The following is a 14829-nucleotide window of genomic DNA, read 5'->3' on the forward strand; positions in this document are numbered from 1 at the left end:
TTATTTAGTGAACCTGTTTTCTCCGATGACCGCGGGCAGCTTCGAGCTGTCCAACCGCCTCGTGATGGCACCGCTGACCCGCCAGCGCGCCGGCCGCGAGGGAATCCCCGGCCCGATGATGGTTGAGCACTACAGCCAGCGTGCCTCCCTCGGCCTGATCGTCAGTGAAGGCACCTACCCCAGCCGCGAAGGACAGGGTTTCCCGGGCCAGCCCGGGCTCGTGGATCCGGAGCAGCTGGAGGGCTGGCGGAAGGTCACGGACGCCGTGCATGCAGCCGGCGGCCGCATCGTTGCGCAGGTGATGCACGCAGGACGCGTGACCCACCCGAACATCAACGGCGGGCTGGACCTGGTGGCTCCGAGCGCCATCGCCGTGGACGGCATGTCCCACACCTACGAGGGCAAGCAGACCTACACGGTGCCCCGCGCACTGGAGACCGCGGAACTGGCTTCGGTGACCGCTGACTTTGTCCGCGGGTCCCGGGCAGCTGTGGACGCCGGGTTCGACGGCGTGGAACTGCACGGCGCCAACGGCTACCTCCTCCATGAATTCCTGTCCCCGGTGGCGAACCAGCGGACGGACAACTACGGCGGCAGCCCGGAGAACCGTGCCCGGTTCGTCATTGAAACACTTTCCGCAGTGGCGGCCGAAATCGGCGCCGACCGGGTGGGCCTGCGCATCTCCCCGGAACACAATGTCCAGGGCTGCCTGGAAATGGACGCAGACGATGTGCTCGCCACCTACGGCGCCCTGCTGGATGCCGTAGCTCCGCTGGGACTCGCCTACCTGAGCATCCTGCACCGCGACCCCGCCGGCGACCTGGTCCAGGCCCTGCGCACCCGCTTCGGCGGCAAGGTACTGCTCAACACGGGGTTCGGCCCGCTCACCACCCGCGAGGAAGCCCTGGCGATCATGGCAGACGGACTCGGGGACGCCGTCGTCGTTGGCCGCCCGGCCATTGCCAACCCGGACCTGGTGCGCCGCTGGCAGGAAGACCTGCCGCTGAACACGCCGGACGCCGCCACGTTCTACTCGTTCGGACCCGAGGGCTACACGGACTACCCGTTCTACGCCCCCGAAGCTGCGTCGCAGAACTAAGCTCCGCCAACGTCAAAGGCCCGCAGGATCCGTAGGGATCCTGCGGGCCTTTTCCTATCCCGGAGGCGTTGGCCGGTGCTGGAGGTCCTAGCTGTGCAGGGCCGGGACAATCAGGTAGATACCGAACAGTACCGCTGCGGCGCTGAGGGCGAAGCAGGCAAACGCGCCGGCCTTGGCCAGGGCAACGCGGTTGCGCGGGGTGGAGTCTGTTTCCGCGTCGAGCGAGACCGCGTAGAGGCGGACCCCGAACGAATAGATGCAGACGACGGTCAGGGCAGCGGCGAGGGTGACGCCGAAGACCGTCAGGTAGTCCATCCAGTGGATATTCATTTGGAACCTTCCTGGACGGTGCCGGCGTAGCTGCCGTCCGTGCCCGTGGTGCTGGAGTTGTTGCCCGGGGTACCGGCGGAGACGGACGTACCGGACGAGACGGACGTACCGGCGGAGACGGACGTACCGGACGTGCGCTTGCCGCCGGAAGTGCGGTTCCCGCCGGACTTCCGCTTACCCTTGCCGCTGTTCTTGCCGCGGCGCTTCTTGATGCGGACCACTTCGCCCGCGTTTTCAATGTCGCTGACCGCGTTGTCGTGGTTCACCGGGCTGCGGCGGGACCACAGGAACATGCCGAGGATGGTGAGGGTGCCGATGATGGTGATTGCGACCACACCTGCAGTGCCGATGGACGCGATGAGGGCCGCGACGGCACCCATAGCGGCGGCGGCGGGAAGCGTAAGGAGCCAGCCGGCGCCTACCTTACCGGCCGTGCCCCAGCGGACCTCGGCGCCCTTGCGGCCCAGGCCCGAACCGATGACGGAGCCGGAGGCGACCTGTGTGGTGGACAGCGCAAAGCCCAGGTGGGATGACGCCAGGATGGCGGCGGCCGTACTGGTTTCGGCAGCGAAGCCCTGTGCCGGCTTGACCTCGGTCAGGCCGGATCCCATGGTGCGGATGATGCGCCAGCCACCGGCGTAGGTTCCCGCGGCAATGGCAATGGCACAGGACGCGACAACCCAGAACTCGGGGCCGGTCCCGGAGGTCTGCAGGCCGCCGGCAACCAGGACAAGGGTGATCACACCCATGGTCTTCTGGGCGTCGTTGGTGCCGTGTGCCAGGGCCACGAGGGAGGAGGAGAAGATCTGGGCGTAGCGGAAGCCGCCGCGCTTGCGGGGCAGCTTGCTGCCGGAATCGGGATCATGCCGGCGGGTGATCCGGTACGCCAGCTTGGTGGCGAGGTAAGCCACGAACAGGGCGATGCACGGCGCGATCAGCGCCGGCAGGACAACCTTGGACATCAGCACGGAGTAATCCACGGAACCGAATCCGGCACCGACTATGGCGGCACCGATGAGGCCGCCGAACAGGGCGTGGGAGGAACTGCTCGGCAGTCCCCGCAGCCAGGTGATCAGGTTCCAGATGACTGCACCCATCAGGCCGGCGAAGATCATGACCGGGGTGATCTGGATCCCGCCCTCACCTTCCTTGATGAGTCCGCCGGAAATGGTTTTGGCTACCTCCGTGGAGAGGAAAGCACCCACCAGGTTAAGCACGGCCGCCAGTGCGACGGCGGTTTTTGGTTTGATGGCACCGGTGGCGATGGGGGTTGCCATCGCGTTGGCGGTGTCATGAAAACCGTTGGTGAAATCGAAGAATAGTGCTAGCGCGATCACCAGCGCGACCATAAGGGTGAGGTCCACCACATACCCTAACTAAAGACGAGTGAAAGAATCCGCGCAGCGGGTCCAGCCTCGACATGTGTTGAACAGCCGACGCCCGCTCTGCGCCAGATTGATCGTATGCGCTGAGGCGGGCGCGGACCAAAGCGGCGGTTGTGCGCTTGGTCTCCTGACCGTCCGCCGGGCTCAGATCCGCAGGCCGGTGTGCGGCTCCCACCCTGCGAGTTCCACGTCTATGACGGTGTCCGGTGCGGGCAGGAGGACCCGCCGGCAGTGCGTAGTCCGCCCGTCCGGCTCAACGATGCCCAGGACATATCCACCGGGACCCGGCAGGGGCAGCTCGTAGTTGCCCCTGGTGTCCGAGCGGGTGGACACGGTGCTCCCGCCTCCCGGCCGGACCAGGATCACGAGGGCGTCTGCAACAGGGCGGCCGGCGTGCCGGACCCGGCCGGTGAGGGACAGCTGCTCGCGGAAGTGGATGTCATGGTTGGCGGACGCATCAGGGAAGGCCAGCACTTCGGAAACCGGCCGCCAGCGGACCTGGCTGGCCACCATGACGTACCGCCCGCCGCCCGGAAGGAGGACGGCGTAGCGGCCGTCGTCGTCGGCCCGGCTCCAGTCCACCGGCCCGCCCTCGCTGTCCAGCACCGTGACGGTGCCCCGGCCCACGGGCCTGCCGTCCGCTGCAGCAAGGAGCCGTCCGCGGACCAGGATCTCCCGTTTCTGCTCCGCCGGCCGCGGCTCCCGGGTAGTGGTGCCGGAGTGCAGGTCCGGATGGGTGGCTTCCCGGCTGCCGGAGCGCGGAATGAGGCAGGCCACGCCCGTAGCGGCCAGCGCGGCGAAGCCGGCCAGTACGAAAATAGTGCGGAAGGCATCCAGGCCCGGAAAGGTGCCGCCGCCGATACTGACCGTCAGCGAGGCAAGGATCGTTGCCACCGCGGCGCTGCAGGTGGAGGTGCCTACGGACCGGAGCAGGGTGTTGACGCCGTTCGCCGCCGCGGTGTCGGTCAGCGGAACGTTGCTCATGATGATGGTCGGCATGGCTGCCATCGAAATTGCGGTGCCCACCGAGACGATCACCGCCCCGATGATGATTTCCGGAACTGTCTGCACGAAAAGGACCCGGACGAGATACCCGGCCGCCATGACCGAGCAGCCGGTGACCAGGGTGGCCCTGGCTCCGTAGGTGTTGGTGATGCGGGCAGACACCGGGGCAACGGCCACCATCGCCAGCCCTGAGGGGATCATGGTGAGTCCGGCGGCCAGCACACTGAGCCCGAAGCCGTAGCCGGTTTCCCTCGACAGCTGCAGCTGCTGTGTAGTGACGAGCATATTGGCGTACATCGAAAACCCGACCAGGACGGCTCCGATATTGGTGAGCAGCACCGGCCGCCGGGCTGAGGTCCGCAGGTCCACCAGGGGCTGGCCGGTGCGAAGCTCCGCGGGAAACCACAATGCAAAGGAAACGGCCGCTGCGGCCAGCAGCCCGAGGACCGGATAACTGCTCCATCCCCAGACTCCGCCCTTGGTAATGGCAAGCAGCACCGCCGTCATGCCGGCGGACAGCAGGAACGCGCCGGCGTAGTCAAAGGGGGCCGGACTGCGGACCGTGGACTCCGGAACGAAAACAACGACGGCGGCAATCAGCAGCAGGCCGACGATCCCCACCACCCAGAAAGTGGCCTGCCAGCCGAGCCGTTCGTAGACCAGCCCGGAGAGGGGAAGGCCCAGGGCGCTGCCGATGCCGAAGCTGGCGCTCATCAGCGACACCGCCCCGGCGATTTTCTGCTGCGGCAGGGCGTCCCGGAGGATGCTGATTCCCACCGGGATCACGGCACCGGCGGCCCCCTGCAGGCCCCGTCCGATGAGCGCCCAGGTAAACGTCCCGCCGATCGACGCCGTGAAGGCTCCGGCAACCATGAGGACCATAGCCAGCAGCAGCATCCGGCGCTTGCCGTACATATCCGCCAGACGGGACACGATGGGGGTGGCCACCGCTGCGGAGAGCAGGGTGACGGTGACCATCCAGGAGACGTCATCAGAAGTGACCCCGAAAATCCGGGGATACTCCGGCAGCAGCGGGACCACGGCCGTTTTCTCGAGCGAGACCACAATCCCGCCGCACCCCAGGGTGGCGATGACCAGCCAGTCGGGGAACTTCCGCGCGCTCCTGCGTGCTGCGGGCTGAGCGCTCATACCGGTCCTTCAGGCTCGGTGGTGCAGGCTGCGGAAGGACGGCCTAGCCCCGCGAGACGGGAATCTTGGTGGACGACGGTCCGGATTCGGGGACCGGCACACGGATTTCCAGGACGCCGTCGTTGTAGGAGGCCGTGACGTTGTCCTGGCTGGCGCCGGAGGGCAGCGCGACCTCCCGGGTGAATGACCCGTAGCGGAACTCGGAACGGTACCCGTGCTTTCCCTTGTGCTCGGTTCGTTCCTTCCGCTCCCCCTTGATGTGCAGGATCCCGTCGCTGACGGTGACGTCGAGGTCCTGTTCGGGATTGATGTTGGGCAGTTCGGCCCGGATCACCATGGCCGAGCCGTCCTGGTATTCCTCGACGGGGAATGCCGGAACCTCCCAGTCCCCCTCGAAAAACCTGCGGACCTGGTCGGGCAGTTCAAAACGCTCGCGTCGTGCAAGGGAAGCCATGGAATTCTCTTTCTCTCTTGCCCGGCCCGGCGGCGGAGGGCCGGGGCGGCGGAAGGAACAAACAGTGCAGCAAGGCTACGTCCGGCCGCGTGCCGTCCTCAATGGAATGCCGGGGTTTTCCCCGGCCCCGGCTGGCTTTTTGCGCGTTTTGGCCTGCGCCGCTGCTAAGCGGCGGCGGGGCCTAGCCATGGATTCTCGCCGCACGTAGAGTTTTTCGTGCGCGCAGCCCTTTTTGTGGACACCCACCGCCGTTCACTACGGCCCGGTGCCGGTAGGCATACTGTCAATGAGAGGCCTCCAAATGGCGCACAATAATCCTGATTCCCTTTCCGTAAATCCACTTTTTGCCCGTCCCGGCGAAGAGACCGCCGCCCCGAAGTATCGGCTGAACGACGGCGAGATGCTGCCGGAAACGGCCTACCAGATTGTCCATGACGAAACCATGCTGGACGGCAACGCCCGGCTGAACCTGGCGACCTTCGTCAGTACCTGGATGGACGACCACGCGAACCGGCTCTACAGCGAGACGTTCGACAAGAACATGATCGACAAGGACGAATACCCGCAGACAGCACAAATTGAGCAGAACTGCTGGCAGATCCTTGCTGATCTGTGGCATGCGCCGTCCCCCCGGGAAACCATCGGCACCTCGACCGTCGGCTCCTCCGAAGCCTGCATGCTGGGCGGACTGGCATTCAAGCGGCTGTGGCAGCACCGGCGCCGCAGCGAGGGAAAACCGGCTGATAAACCGAACCTCGTGATGAGTTCAGCGGTGCAGGTGTGCTGGGAAAAGTTCTGCAATTACTTCGACGTCGAGCCTCGGCTGGTGCCCATCAGCGAGGAGCATAAATGCCTGGACGGCTTCGAGCTGGAGAACTACGTCGATGAAAACACCATCGGCGTCGTCGCCATCATGGGTGTGACCTACACCGGCATGTATGAGCCGGTACAGCAGATCGCCGCCAAGCTCGACGAAATCCAGTCCTCCACGGGCCTGGACATTCCCATCCACGTGGACGGGGCGTCCGGTGCCATGATCGCTCCGTTCATCCAACAGGACCTGGAATGGGACTTCCGGCTGGAGCGGGTCCATTCGATCAGCACTTCCGGCCACAAATACGGTCTGGTCTACCCCGGCCTCGGCTGGGTGGTCTGGCGGGAACGGCAGTGGCTTCCGGAGGACCTGATCTTCTACGTCAGCTACCTCGGCGGCGACATGCCGACTTTCGCCCTCAACTTCTCCCGCCCCGGCGCCCAGGTGGTCCTGCAGTTCTACTTGTTCCTGCGCCTGGGCCGTGACGGGTATGCGCGGATCCAGCAGGCATCGCAGGACGTTGCGCTTCACTTGTCCGGCGCCATCGCGGAGATCGGACCCTTCGAACTGTGGAACGACGGTTCCGATATTCCGGTGTTCGCCTGGCGGTTGAAGGAAGGCCACACGGACAAGTGGAACCTGTATGACCTGGCCGACCGGCTCCGCACCAGGGGTTGGCTTGTACCGGCCTATCCCCTGCCGGACAACCTCTCCAACCTGACAGTGGAACGGATTGTGGTCCGCAACGGGCTGAGCATCGACCTGGCGGAGAAACTGCTGGCGGATATCCGCCGGGAAACCACGTATCTGGAACAGCTGAGCTCCCCTATGCCTCGTGAGGCGGAGCATCCCGGATTCCATCACTAATCGAGGAGGTGCGCTACATGAGCGATTCGAAGGCAGCAAATTCCTCCGCAGCGGATCAGCAGCGGTCGAAGTCGAAGCAGAATGCCCAAATCACCATCGGTGCCCTGGCGGTGATGAACATTGTGGCGGTGGTCAGCCTCCGCGGACTTCCGTCGGAGGCCGAGTACGGCCTGAGCTCGATTTTCTACTATGTCCTGGCCGCCGTCGTCTTCCTGATTCCGGTCTCCATCGTGGCGGCCGAGCTGGCCACCGGTTGGCCGGAAACGGGCGGGGTCTTCCGATGGGTCGGTGAGGCCTTCGGACCGCGGTGGGCCTTCCTGGCCATGTTTATGCTCTTCATCGAGGTCACCATCTGGTTCCCCACCGTGCTCACGTTCGGCGCGGTTTCGCTCGCTTACACCGGTGACAACCAGAACCTGGATGCGCAGCTGGCCGGCAATAAGCTTTTCGTCCTGGCGGTAGTCCTGGTGGTCTACTGGCTGGCCACGTTCATTGCCTTCCGGGGCGCGAAGGCTTTCTCGCGGGTGAGCCAATGGGGCGGCATCATCGGCACCATCATCCCGGCGGTGATTCTGATCGTGCTCGGTTTCGCCTACTTCTTTGCGGGCAATACCCCGCAGATCCAGATGGGCTGGGGCGAACTTATTCCCGATTTCGGCAACTTCTCCAACGTAGTGCTCGCGGCATCGATCTTCCTGTTCTACGCCGGCATGGAAATGAACGCCATCCACGTGAAAGAGGTCAAGAACCCCACCCGTGACTACCCGATCGCGGTGCTGACCGCGGCGGCGGGCACTGTCATCATCTTCGTGCTGGGAACCCTGGCCATCGCGTTCGTGGTGCCGCAGGCCGACATCAACCTCACCCAGTCCCTGCTGACCTCCTATAACGACATGTTCGAATGGGCTGGCATCGGCTGGGCTGGGCCCATAGTCGCCTTTATGCTGCTGATCGGCGTCCTCGCCGGTGTGGTGACCTGGGTGGCCGGTCCGTCAACAGGCATGCTTGCCGTGGCGAAAGCAGGCTACCTGCCCCGCTTCTGGCAGCACACCAACAAGAACGGCATGGGCACCCACATCCTGTTCTTCCAGGCCTTCATGGTCACCGGCCTGGGACTGACCTATGTAGTGCTGCCCTCGGTGCAGGCTGCCTACCAGATCCTGAGCCAGCTGACGGTGATCCTGTACCTCATCATGTACATGCTGATGTTCGCCGCCGCGATTTACCTGCGCTACAGCCAGCCGAACCGTCCGCGCCCCTACCGGGTGCCCGGAGGCGACGTCGGAATGTGGATCATCGGCGGCGTGGGTTTCCTCGGTTCACTGATGGCTTTCGCCTTCAGCTTCATCCCGCCGGACCAGATCTCCGTGGGATCCCCGGAAGTGTACGTGGGCATCCTGGTGGGCGGAGCAGCGGTGATGGTGATCCTGCCGTTCGTGATCTATGCCTTCCGCAAACCGCATTGGCGGGACGGCTCCAGCGCGTTCGTTCCGTTCACCTGGCAGATTGAACATACGCATCCCGGGACGGTCACCGAGTCCAGCATTTCCACCCAGCAGCTCACCCGTGAAGCGGAGGCTTCAGGTTCACCGATGACGTTCTCGCACGCTGACGGCGGCGGGCACGGGCGGACTGCAGGCGGGAGCACGGCGGTATGAAACTGGATGACTCCGCAATTGATTCAGCGGTCCGGACCGCTTATGCGGACCACCGGAACGCTTCCGGGGGCAAGAACGCCGGCTACATTCCGTATCTGGCGTCGGTGAATCCGGACCTCTTCGGGGTCTGCGCGATGACGGCGGACGGAGCCTTGTTCGAAGCCGGTGACACCGGGTTCGAGTTCGCGCTGGAATCCATTTCCAAGGTGTTCTCCATGGCATGGGCGATGGAGAAGGTGGGACTGGAAACCTTCCAGGAGAAGGTCGGGGCAGACCCCACCGGGGAACCGTTCAACTCGGTGATCTCCGTTGCGCTGCACGGTGACACTCCGGTGTCTCCCCTGGTCAACGCGGGGGCCATGTCCACCGTTTCACTGATTCCGGGAGACAACGCCGAGGATCGGTGGGAGGCGATCCTGCAGGTCCAGAGTGCTTTCGCCGGCCGGAAAATCAGTCTGAGCGACGAGGTGAACGACTCCGAACAGTCCACAAACTTCCACAACCGGGCCATAGCATGGCTGCTGTATTCGGGCGGCACCATGTATTCGGATCCAATGGAGGCGTGCGACGTGTATACCCGGCAGTGTTCCACCCTGGTCACCGCCCGGGACCTGGCCGCCATGGGCGCAACCATCGCGAACAAGGGCATCAACCCCCTGACCGGAGACCGGGTGGTCTCTGCCGCGAACATCCCGGCCATGCTCGCGGAAATGACCATGGAAGGCATGTACACCGCTTCCGGAGACTGGGCCTACCGGGTGGGGCTGCCCGGTAAGTCCGGCGTGGGCGGCGGCATCCTGGCCATCATGCCCGGCAAACTGGCTATTGCCGGGTTCGCGCCGCCGCTGGATGAGGTGGGCAACAGCGTCAAGGCACAGCGAGCGGTCGCGCAGGTTGCCGGGGCGCTGGGCCTGAGCATCTACAAGGCCAGCGAGTACAGCGACTAGCCGAGGTCGCGGCCGATCCGTTCCGCGGCTGCCCGCAGCGGCGGGATCACGGTCTCCTCCGCACGTGCGGAGCTGTGCAGCTGCAGCGACACGTTCGCAGCGGCCACAACCGTGCCGTCGCCGCTGCGGACCGGAACGGCCACACCCCGCAGGCCGTCTTCGAGCTCGTCGGCCACCCGTGACCAGCCCCGATCGCCGGCGTCGTGCACTGCCTTCCGCAGCTCCTCCACGGTGCGGACGGTGTGCGCGGTGTAGGGCAGCAGTTCGACCGTGTCGAAGTACGCTTCCTGTTCCACCTCAGGGAGGGACGCCAGCAGCACCCTGCCCATGGACGTGGCCCAGGCCGGGAACCGGGTGCCGACGTTGACTGCCACCCGCATCAGGCGGGGCGAGGTGATCCGCGAAACGTAGACGACGTCGGACCCGTCCAGGATGCACAGCGACGTGGTCTCACCGAGGTCCGCGGAGAGCTGCTTCAGGTGCGGCTCGGCCGCGTGCGGCAGCGAGAGGTGTGCCAGGAACGAGGAGCCGATATCCAGGGTGCGCGGTGCCAGCCGGAACACGGTTCCGTCAAAGCCCAGGTAACCCAGGTCCCGGAGGGTAAGGAGGAACCGGCGAGCCGCAGCCCGGCTGATGCCTGCCGCCGCGGCTGCGGAGCTGACGGTGTGTTCGGGCACGTTCAACGTGAAGGTGCCCAGCACGGCGAAGGCCTTCTCCACCGATTTCACGTAATAGCCGCCTGCGGCCTCCACTTATCCTGCCTTCCGCTTCGGCTCCCCGCGGGAGGCAAGGTACTGGGACGCCAGCCGGACGGGGGCATTGGGTGCACCGTAGCCCTCATACCCGCCGCGCCGCTCCACCACTTCGAAGAACACGTTGCCCACGGTACCCGTGTAGAAGTGCAGGAATTCGCCGTCACCGTCGCGGTCATACAGCAGGTTCAAGTCCTGCAGTTCGGCCAGGAACCCCGGATCAAGCCGGAAGCGGGCGGCCAGGTCCTCATAGTAATTCGCCGGCACGGGCAGGAACCGCAGCCCCCTTTCGACCGCCTGCCGGGCGGTGGCGACCAGATCGGTGGAGGTGAAGGCAACGTGCTGGGGGTACTCCGCGCCGCCGGGTTCGGATTCCACGATCAACGGGGCGATGTTCAGCGCCAGCCGCACCCCGCCGTCGGCGCTGCGCATGACCTGGCTGCGGACCAGGCCCATGGGGCTGGGAACCTCCTGCGAGGCAATGGGAGTCAGGGAAAGCGTGGATTCGTAGAACAGGACGGCTTCGTCGAAGTGCTGCCAGGGCTGCGACAGGTTGATATGGTCAATAGCCGAAATCAGCGGCTGTCCGGCGGGTTCGGTGCCGGTTCCGCCGGGACCGTTCTGTGCCGCCGGGCCGAACTCGTCCGCCCACGCGGCCGTGCCGTCGGCGGTGGCCTCGCAGAGGAAGACCTCCGTGGAATCCGGGGCAAATACGGCCTGCAGCACCTGCTCGTCCGCCTGGCTGCGCCGGCTGACCGGCCGTGCGCGCAGCTGCACCGCACGGGACGCCGCAGCCTGCGGGTCCTGCACATCCAGCCCCAGCGCGGAGATTCCCGGTTCCATTCCCCCGGCCTGCTGCCCGTTGATGATCACCCGCGCCGTGCCGGAGGTCCACAGCTGCACGGGTTTGGTCCGGTGCCGCCCGGCGAAGGTGAAGCCCAGCTGATGCAGGAGCGCGGACACCGTGTCCGGGCTCCCGGCCTTGACCTCGGCGAAGTTGAAGCCCGTTGGCTCGGCCACGCTCGGCAGGGTCGCGAGGGACATGGGATAGTGCGTGCCGGCGTCGTGCAGCGCGAGGTACGACGCCGTGCGCTCCTCCAGCCAGATCAGGGACCGCATGGCGTCCACGGCGGTGCGGTCCTCGGCGGTCTGCCGGAACACGTCGTTGAAGATTTCCAGGGACACCGGCCCGTCATAGCCGCTGCGGACCAGGTGGGCCATGAACCGCACCAGGTCGAACGCCCCCTCACCCGGAAAGACCCGGTAGTGCCGGCTCCAGGAGAGGACATCCAGGGACAGTTCCGGCGCGTCGGCGAGCTGGACGAAGAAGATCTTCTCCGCGGGGATTTTTTCGATCGCCGCCGGATCCCAGCCGCGGGAGAGGATGTGGAAGCTGTCCAGGCAGGTGCCGATCTGCGGGTGGTCGGCCAGGTCCACAATCCGCTGGGCATGCTCGAAGTCATTCACGTAGCGGCCCCAGGCCAGGGCTTCGTAGGCAACCTTCACCCCGTAGCCTGCAGCGAGCTCCCCCAGCCGGCGCAGCTGGTCCGCCGCCGCGGTGTCGTCGTCAATGGTCGCCGTGCCCACGTTGCTGCACAGCAGCATGGTCCCGATGCCCAGGCGGTTCATCAGCTCGAACTTGGCACGGGCCCGGTCCAGGTTGGCATTCAGGAGGGGCTCCTCCACGCCTTCGAAGTCGCGGAACGGCTGGTACAGGTCCAGGGTCAGTCCCAGGGTGTCCGCCAGGGCACGGATCTGCTCCGGGCTGGACGGGGACACCAAAAGGTCCGGCTCGAAGATTTCGATGCCGTCGAAACCGGCATCCGCGCAGGCGCGCATTTTCTCTTCGAGCGTCCCGCTCAGGCAGACGGTGGCAATTGACGTACGCATGGTGCTCCGGTCCCGGCCTCAGCGGCCCTGGCTAATCAGTTCGTGGAAGTGGGTGAGCATCCGAGCGGCGTCGGGACGGATGCCGGTGATCAGTTCGAAGGCGTCCACGGCCTGGCCCACGGCCATCCGGCCGCCGTCCAGCACCCGGCACCCGCGCGCCCGGGCTCCGCGGATCAGTTCCGTTTCCACCGGACGGTAGACGACGTCGGCCACCCACTGGGAGGAACTGAGCAGGTCCAGGTCCACGGCGATGCCCGGATGGGAATGCATCCCCACCGGTGTGGCATGGACCAGGCCGTCGGCTCCGGGCAGGACCGAGGGGAGGTCCGCCGGCGTGCCTGCGGTGATCCGCTGGTCCGGGAAAAGCCCGGACAGCGCTGCGGCGCGTTCCGCAGCACGCACAGGATCCAGGTCCAGCAGGGTCAGCTCGCCGGTACCCGCCTTGAGCAGGGCATAGGCCACGGCCGCACCGGCCCCGCCCACGCCCAGCTGGACCACCGAATCCAGCGCCGCATCCGGAAGCCCGCCTGCCAGCGCCCCGCCGAAGCCGGAGAAATCGGTGTTGTGTCCGATGAACCGGCCGTCCCGGATCAGGACCGTGTTGACGGCGCCCAGCCGGGCGGCGTCGTCGGACACAACATCCAGTTCAGCGAGGACCAATTGCTTGCAGGGATGGGTAACGTTGAATGCGTTGAAGCCCAGGTCCCGGCCGGCGCGCAGCAGCGCACCGACGTCGGTGCCCGGGCGGTCCAGGGCGGTGAGGTCGATGGGCCGGTAGATGTAGCGCAGGCCCTGCTGATCCGCTTCCCTTTCATGCATGGGAGGAGTGAGGGAAGCCGTAATGCCCTCCCCGATCAATCCGACAACGAATGATTCCCCGGTGCCGCTCATGGTGCTGTTCCTTCCGGTGCATGTGCATACGTGTGCAGGGCCGGTTCCGACGAACGCGGGCCGATTTGGCCGCGGCTTGCCCGGCCCATAACTGTGGGCTACATTACTTCAAGTGTACGGAGAATGCACACAGGTGCGCATAGTGCACACCGGGCGTCCCTTTCAGGCTTCCGCAGCACACTTTCCATCTCCGCTCCGCCCCCCACGTCAGCCACCGTCAGGAGAGATGCAATGGACGCATCCGCCCCCGCTGGACCCGCAACGGGTAAGACCCCGCGCAAGGCCGCCACTGCCAGCTTTATGGGCAGTGCCGTCGAGTACTACGATTTCTTCATTTTCGGTTCCGCCGCCGCGCTCATTTTTCCGCGCGTGTTCTTCCCGGATGCCGACACCCAGGCCAGCGTGATGTCGCTTGCCACCTTTGGTTTCGCCTACATCGCCCGTCCGGTGGGCGCCGTCATCCTCGGACACTTCGGTGACCGGGTGGGCCGCCAGAAGGTCCTGATGTTCACCCTCCTGCTGATGGGCGGGTCCACCTTCCTGATCGGCTGCCTGCCGGACTTCAACACGATCGGCTGGTGGGCTCCGGTACTGCTGGTCTTCTGCCGCCTGATGCAGGGCCTTTCCGCGGCCGGGGAGCAGGCCGGCGCCAGTTCCATGACCCTGGAACACGCACCGGACAACCGGCGCTCGTTCTTCACGTCCTGGACACTGACCGGAACCCAGGGCGGGCAGATCCTTGCCGCACTGGTGTTCATCCCCGTGGTTGCCCTGCCGGACGACATCAAATACGGCATCGGCTGGCGCATTCCGTTCTGGCTGAGCGCCGTGGTTGTCATTGTCACCTTCTTCATCCGCCGCTCGCTGCACGAAACCCCCACCTTCACGGAGGCAAAGGAACGCAACGAGATTGTGAAGCTGCCGGTGGGCGTCCTGCTCAAGGACCACTGGCGCGACGTGCTTCGCGTCATCTGCTGCGCCTTCATTGCGGCGGTGTCCACCGTGTACGGAACGCTGGCCATCAAGTACGGCACCGAGGTGGGCAACGTGGACGCGAATATCACGCTCTGGCTCGTGGTGGCCGGAAACGTCTTTGCACTGTTCACGCAGCCCCTGTTCGGCCGGTTGGCCGACCGGATCGGGCGCCGTCCGGTCTTCGTCTACGGCGCGGTCTCCAGTGCAGTGATCATGCCGTTCTACCTGCTGTCCATGGAGTCCGGTAACACGCTGCTGCAGTTCGCCCTTTCCGTTGCAGTCTTCTCCTGCGGCTACGCCGCGGCGAACGCCGTCTGGCCGTCCTTCTACGGAGAGATGTTCAGCGCCAAGGTCCGCTTCTCCGGCCTGGCCATCGGCACGCAGCTCGGCTTCCTGATGGCCGGTTTTGCACCGTCCATCGTTGCGGCCATCGGCGGGCTGGAACCCGGCGGATGGGTGGTGACCAGCATGTTCACCGGCGTCATCTGTGCGATCGCTGCGATTTCCGCCCTTACCGCCAAGGAAACCGCGCACACCCCCACTGCCGAACTGGGTCTGGGCCCGGCCAAGACCGCCGCCCCGGTGCGCCCGGCCACGGCGTAGGGAACTACCC

12 protein-coding genes are annotated in these 14829 nt (G+C 65.7%); 5 read left to right on the forward strand and 7 right to left on the reverse strand.

The genetic code is table 11. From position 1 onward, the window contains the following. The first annotated feature begins 25 nt into the window (after positions 1–25). Positions 26–1099 carry an alkene reductase gene (locus NNX37_RS09265; protein WP_255792828.1) on the forward strand — a complete coding sequence of 358 codons (1074 nt, stop codon included), beginning with the start codon at positions 26–28 and terminating at the stop codon, positions 1097–1099. An 87-nt stretch (positions 1100–1186) separates the two neighbouring features. Here the strand turns inward: NNX37_RS09265 and NNX37_RS09270 are convergent, their stop codons facing one another. The 4 genes from NNX37_RS09270 to NNX37_RS09285 all read right to left on the reverse strand — a co-directional run bounded on the left by NNX37_RS09270 (position 1187) and on the right by NNX37_RS09285 (position 5422). Further along, positions 1187–1429, reverse strand: a complete 243-nt coding sequence (locus NNX37_RS09270) for a hypothetical protein (RefSeq protein WP_304659252.1) — start codon at positions 1427–1429, stop codon at positions 1187–1189. Next, complete coding sequence (locus NNX37_RS09275) at positions 1426–2793, reverse strand: inorganic phosphate transporter (protein ID WP_255792156.1); 1368 nt, start codon at positions 2791–2793, stop codon at positions 1426–1428. Before NNX37_RS09275 ends, NNX37_RS09270 begins: the two co-directional genes overlap by 4 nt. 165 nt (positions 2794–2958) lie before the next feature. After that, positions 2959–4968, reverse strand: a complete 2010-nt coding sequence (locus tag NNX37_RS09280; protein WP_255792157.1) for an MFS transporter — start codon at positions 4966–4968, stop codon at positions 2959–2961. Positions 4969–5011: 43 nt separating this feature from the next. Beyond that, the gene (locus NNX37_RS09285) at positions 5012–5422 is read right to left on the reverse strand and encodes an Hsp20/alpha crystallin family protein (RefSeq protein ID WP_255792158.1); all 411 of its coding nucleotides are present in this window, start codon (positions 5420–5422) and stop codon (positions 5012–5014) included. Between the two features lie 301 nt (positions 5423–5723). Here NNX37_RS09285 and NNX37_RS09290 point away from each other — a divergent pair, with 301 nt between their 5' ends. The 3 genes from NNX37_RS09290 to glsA are packed head-to-tail and all read left to right on the forward strand — an operon-like array spanning position 5724 to position 9708. After that, the gene (locus tag NNX37_RS09290; RefSeq protein ID WP_255792159.1) at positions 5724–7103 is read left to right on the forward strand and encodes a glutamate decarboxylase; all 1380 of its coding nucleotides are present in this window, start codon (positions 5724–5726) and stop codon (positions 7101–7103) included. A 17-nt stretch (positions 7104–7120) separates the two neighbouring features. Next, the gene (gene gadC / locus NNX37_RS09295; protein WP_255792162.1) at positions 7121–8761 is read left to right on the forward strand and encodes a putative glutamine/gamma-aminobutyrate antiporter GadC; all 1641 of its coding nucleotides are present in this window, start codon (positions 7121–7123) and stop codon (positions 8759–8761) included. Beyond that, positions 8758–9708: a glutaminase A gene (gene glsA / locus NNX37_RS09300; RefSeq protein WP_255792181.1), complete on the forward strand. Its 951-nt coding sequence runs from the start codon at positions 8758–8760 to the stop codon at positions 9706–9708. The genes gadC and glsA overlap by 4 nt, the downstream gene beginning before the upstream one ends. Here glsA and NNX37_RS16525 read toward each other — a convergent pair. Genes NNX37_RS16525 through NNX37_RS09315 form a run of 3 tightly spaced genes read right to left on the reverse strand, consistent with a single transcriptional unit; the run spans position 9705 to position 13241 of the window. Beyond that, a complete protein-coding gene (locus NNX37_RS16525; protein WP_255792182.1) occupies positions 9705–10460 on the reverse strand; it encodes an IclR family transcriptional regulator domain-containing protein in 756 nt (251 codons plus the stop codon). The genes glsA and NNX37_RS16525 overlap by 4 nt on opposite strands. Continuing rightward, on the reverse strand, positions 10461–12350 hold the full coding sequence (locus NNX37_RS09310; RefSeq protein WP_255792185.1) for a bifunctional sugar phosphate isomerase/epimerase/4-hydroxyphenylpyruvate dioxygenase family protein: 1890 nt from the start codon (positions 12348–12350) through the stop codon (positions 10461–10463). 18 nt (positions 12351–12368) lie between these two features. After that, on the reverse strand, positions 12369–13241 hold the full coding sequence (locus NNX37_RS09315; RefSeq protein ID WP_255792187.1) for a shikimate dehydrogenase: 873 nt from the start codon (positions 13239–13241) through the stop codon (positions 12369–12371). Between the two features lie 231 nt (positions 13242–13472). Between NNX37_RS09315 and NNX37_RS09320 the strand changes: the two genes are divergently transcribed. Next, entirely contained in the window at positions 13473–14819 is a 1347-nt protein-coding gene (locus NNX37_RS09320) for an MFS transporter (protein WP_255792190.1), read from the forward strand. The last annotated feature ends 10 nt before the right edge of the window (positions 14820–14829 follow it).

The sequence above is a fragment of the Arthrobacter zhaoxinii genome, assembly GCF_024385505.1.
Lineage (GTDB): Bacteria > Actinomycetota > Actinomycetes > Actinomycetales > Micrococcaceae > Arthrobacter_B > Arthrobacter_B zhaoxinii.

Bases quoted from the DNA above. Each gene is read 5' to 3' on its own strand.
- NNX37_RS09285 (WP_255792158.1), bottom strand. From the start codon at position 5,422: ATGGCTTCCCTTGCACGACGCGAGCGTTTTGAACTGCCCGACCAGGTC.
- NNX37_RS09265 (WP_255792828.1), top strand. From the start codon at position 26: ATGACCGCGGGCAGCTTCGAGCTGTCCAACCGCCTCGTGATGGCACCG.
- glsA (WP_255792181.1), top strand. From the start codon at position 8,758: ATGAAACTGGATGACTCCGCAATTGATTCAGCGGTCCGGACCGCTTAT.
- NNX37_RS09315 (WP_255792187.1), bottom strand. From the start codon at position 13,241: ATGAGCGGCACCGGGGAATCATTCGTTGTCGGATTGATCGGGGAGGGC.
- gadC (WP_255792162.1), top strand. From the start codon at position 7,121: ATGAGCGATTCGAAGGCAGCAAATTCCTCCGCAGCGGATCAGCAGCGG.
- NNX37_RS09320 (WP_255792190.1), top strand. From the start codon at position 13,473: ATGGACGCATCCGCCCCCGCTGGACCCGCAACGGGTAAGACCCCGCGC.
- NNX37_RS09270 (WP_304659252.1), bottom strand. From the start codon at position 1,429: ATGAATATCCACTGGATGGACTACCTGACGGTCTTCGGCGTCACCCTC.
- NNX37_RS09310 (WP_255792185.1), bottom strand. From the start codon at position 12,350: ATGCGTACGTCAATTGCCACCGTCTGCCTGAGCGGGACGCTCGAAGAG.
- NNX37_RS09290 (WP_255792159.1), top strand. From the start codon at position 5,724: ATGGCGCACAATAATCCTGATTCCCTTTCCGTAAATCCACTTTTTGCC.
- NNX37_RS09280 (WP_255792157.1), bottom strand. From the start codon at position 4,968: ATGAGCGCTCAGCCCGCAGCACGCAGGAGCGCGCGGAAGTTCCCCGAC.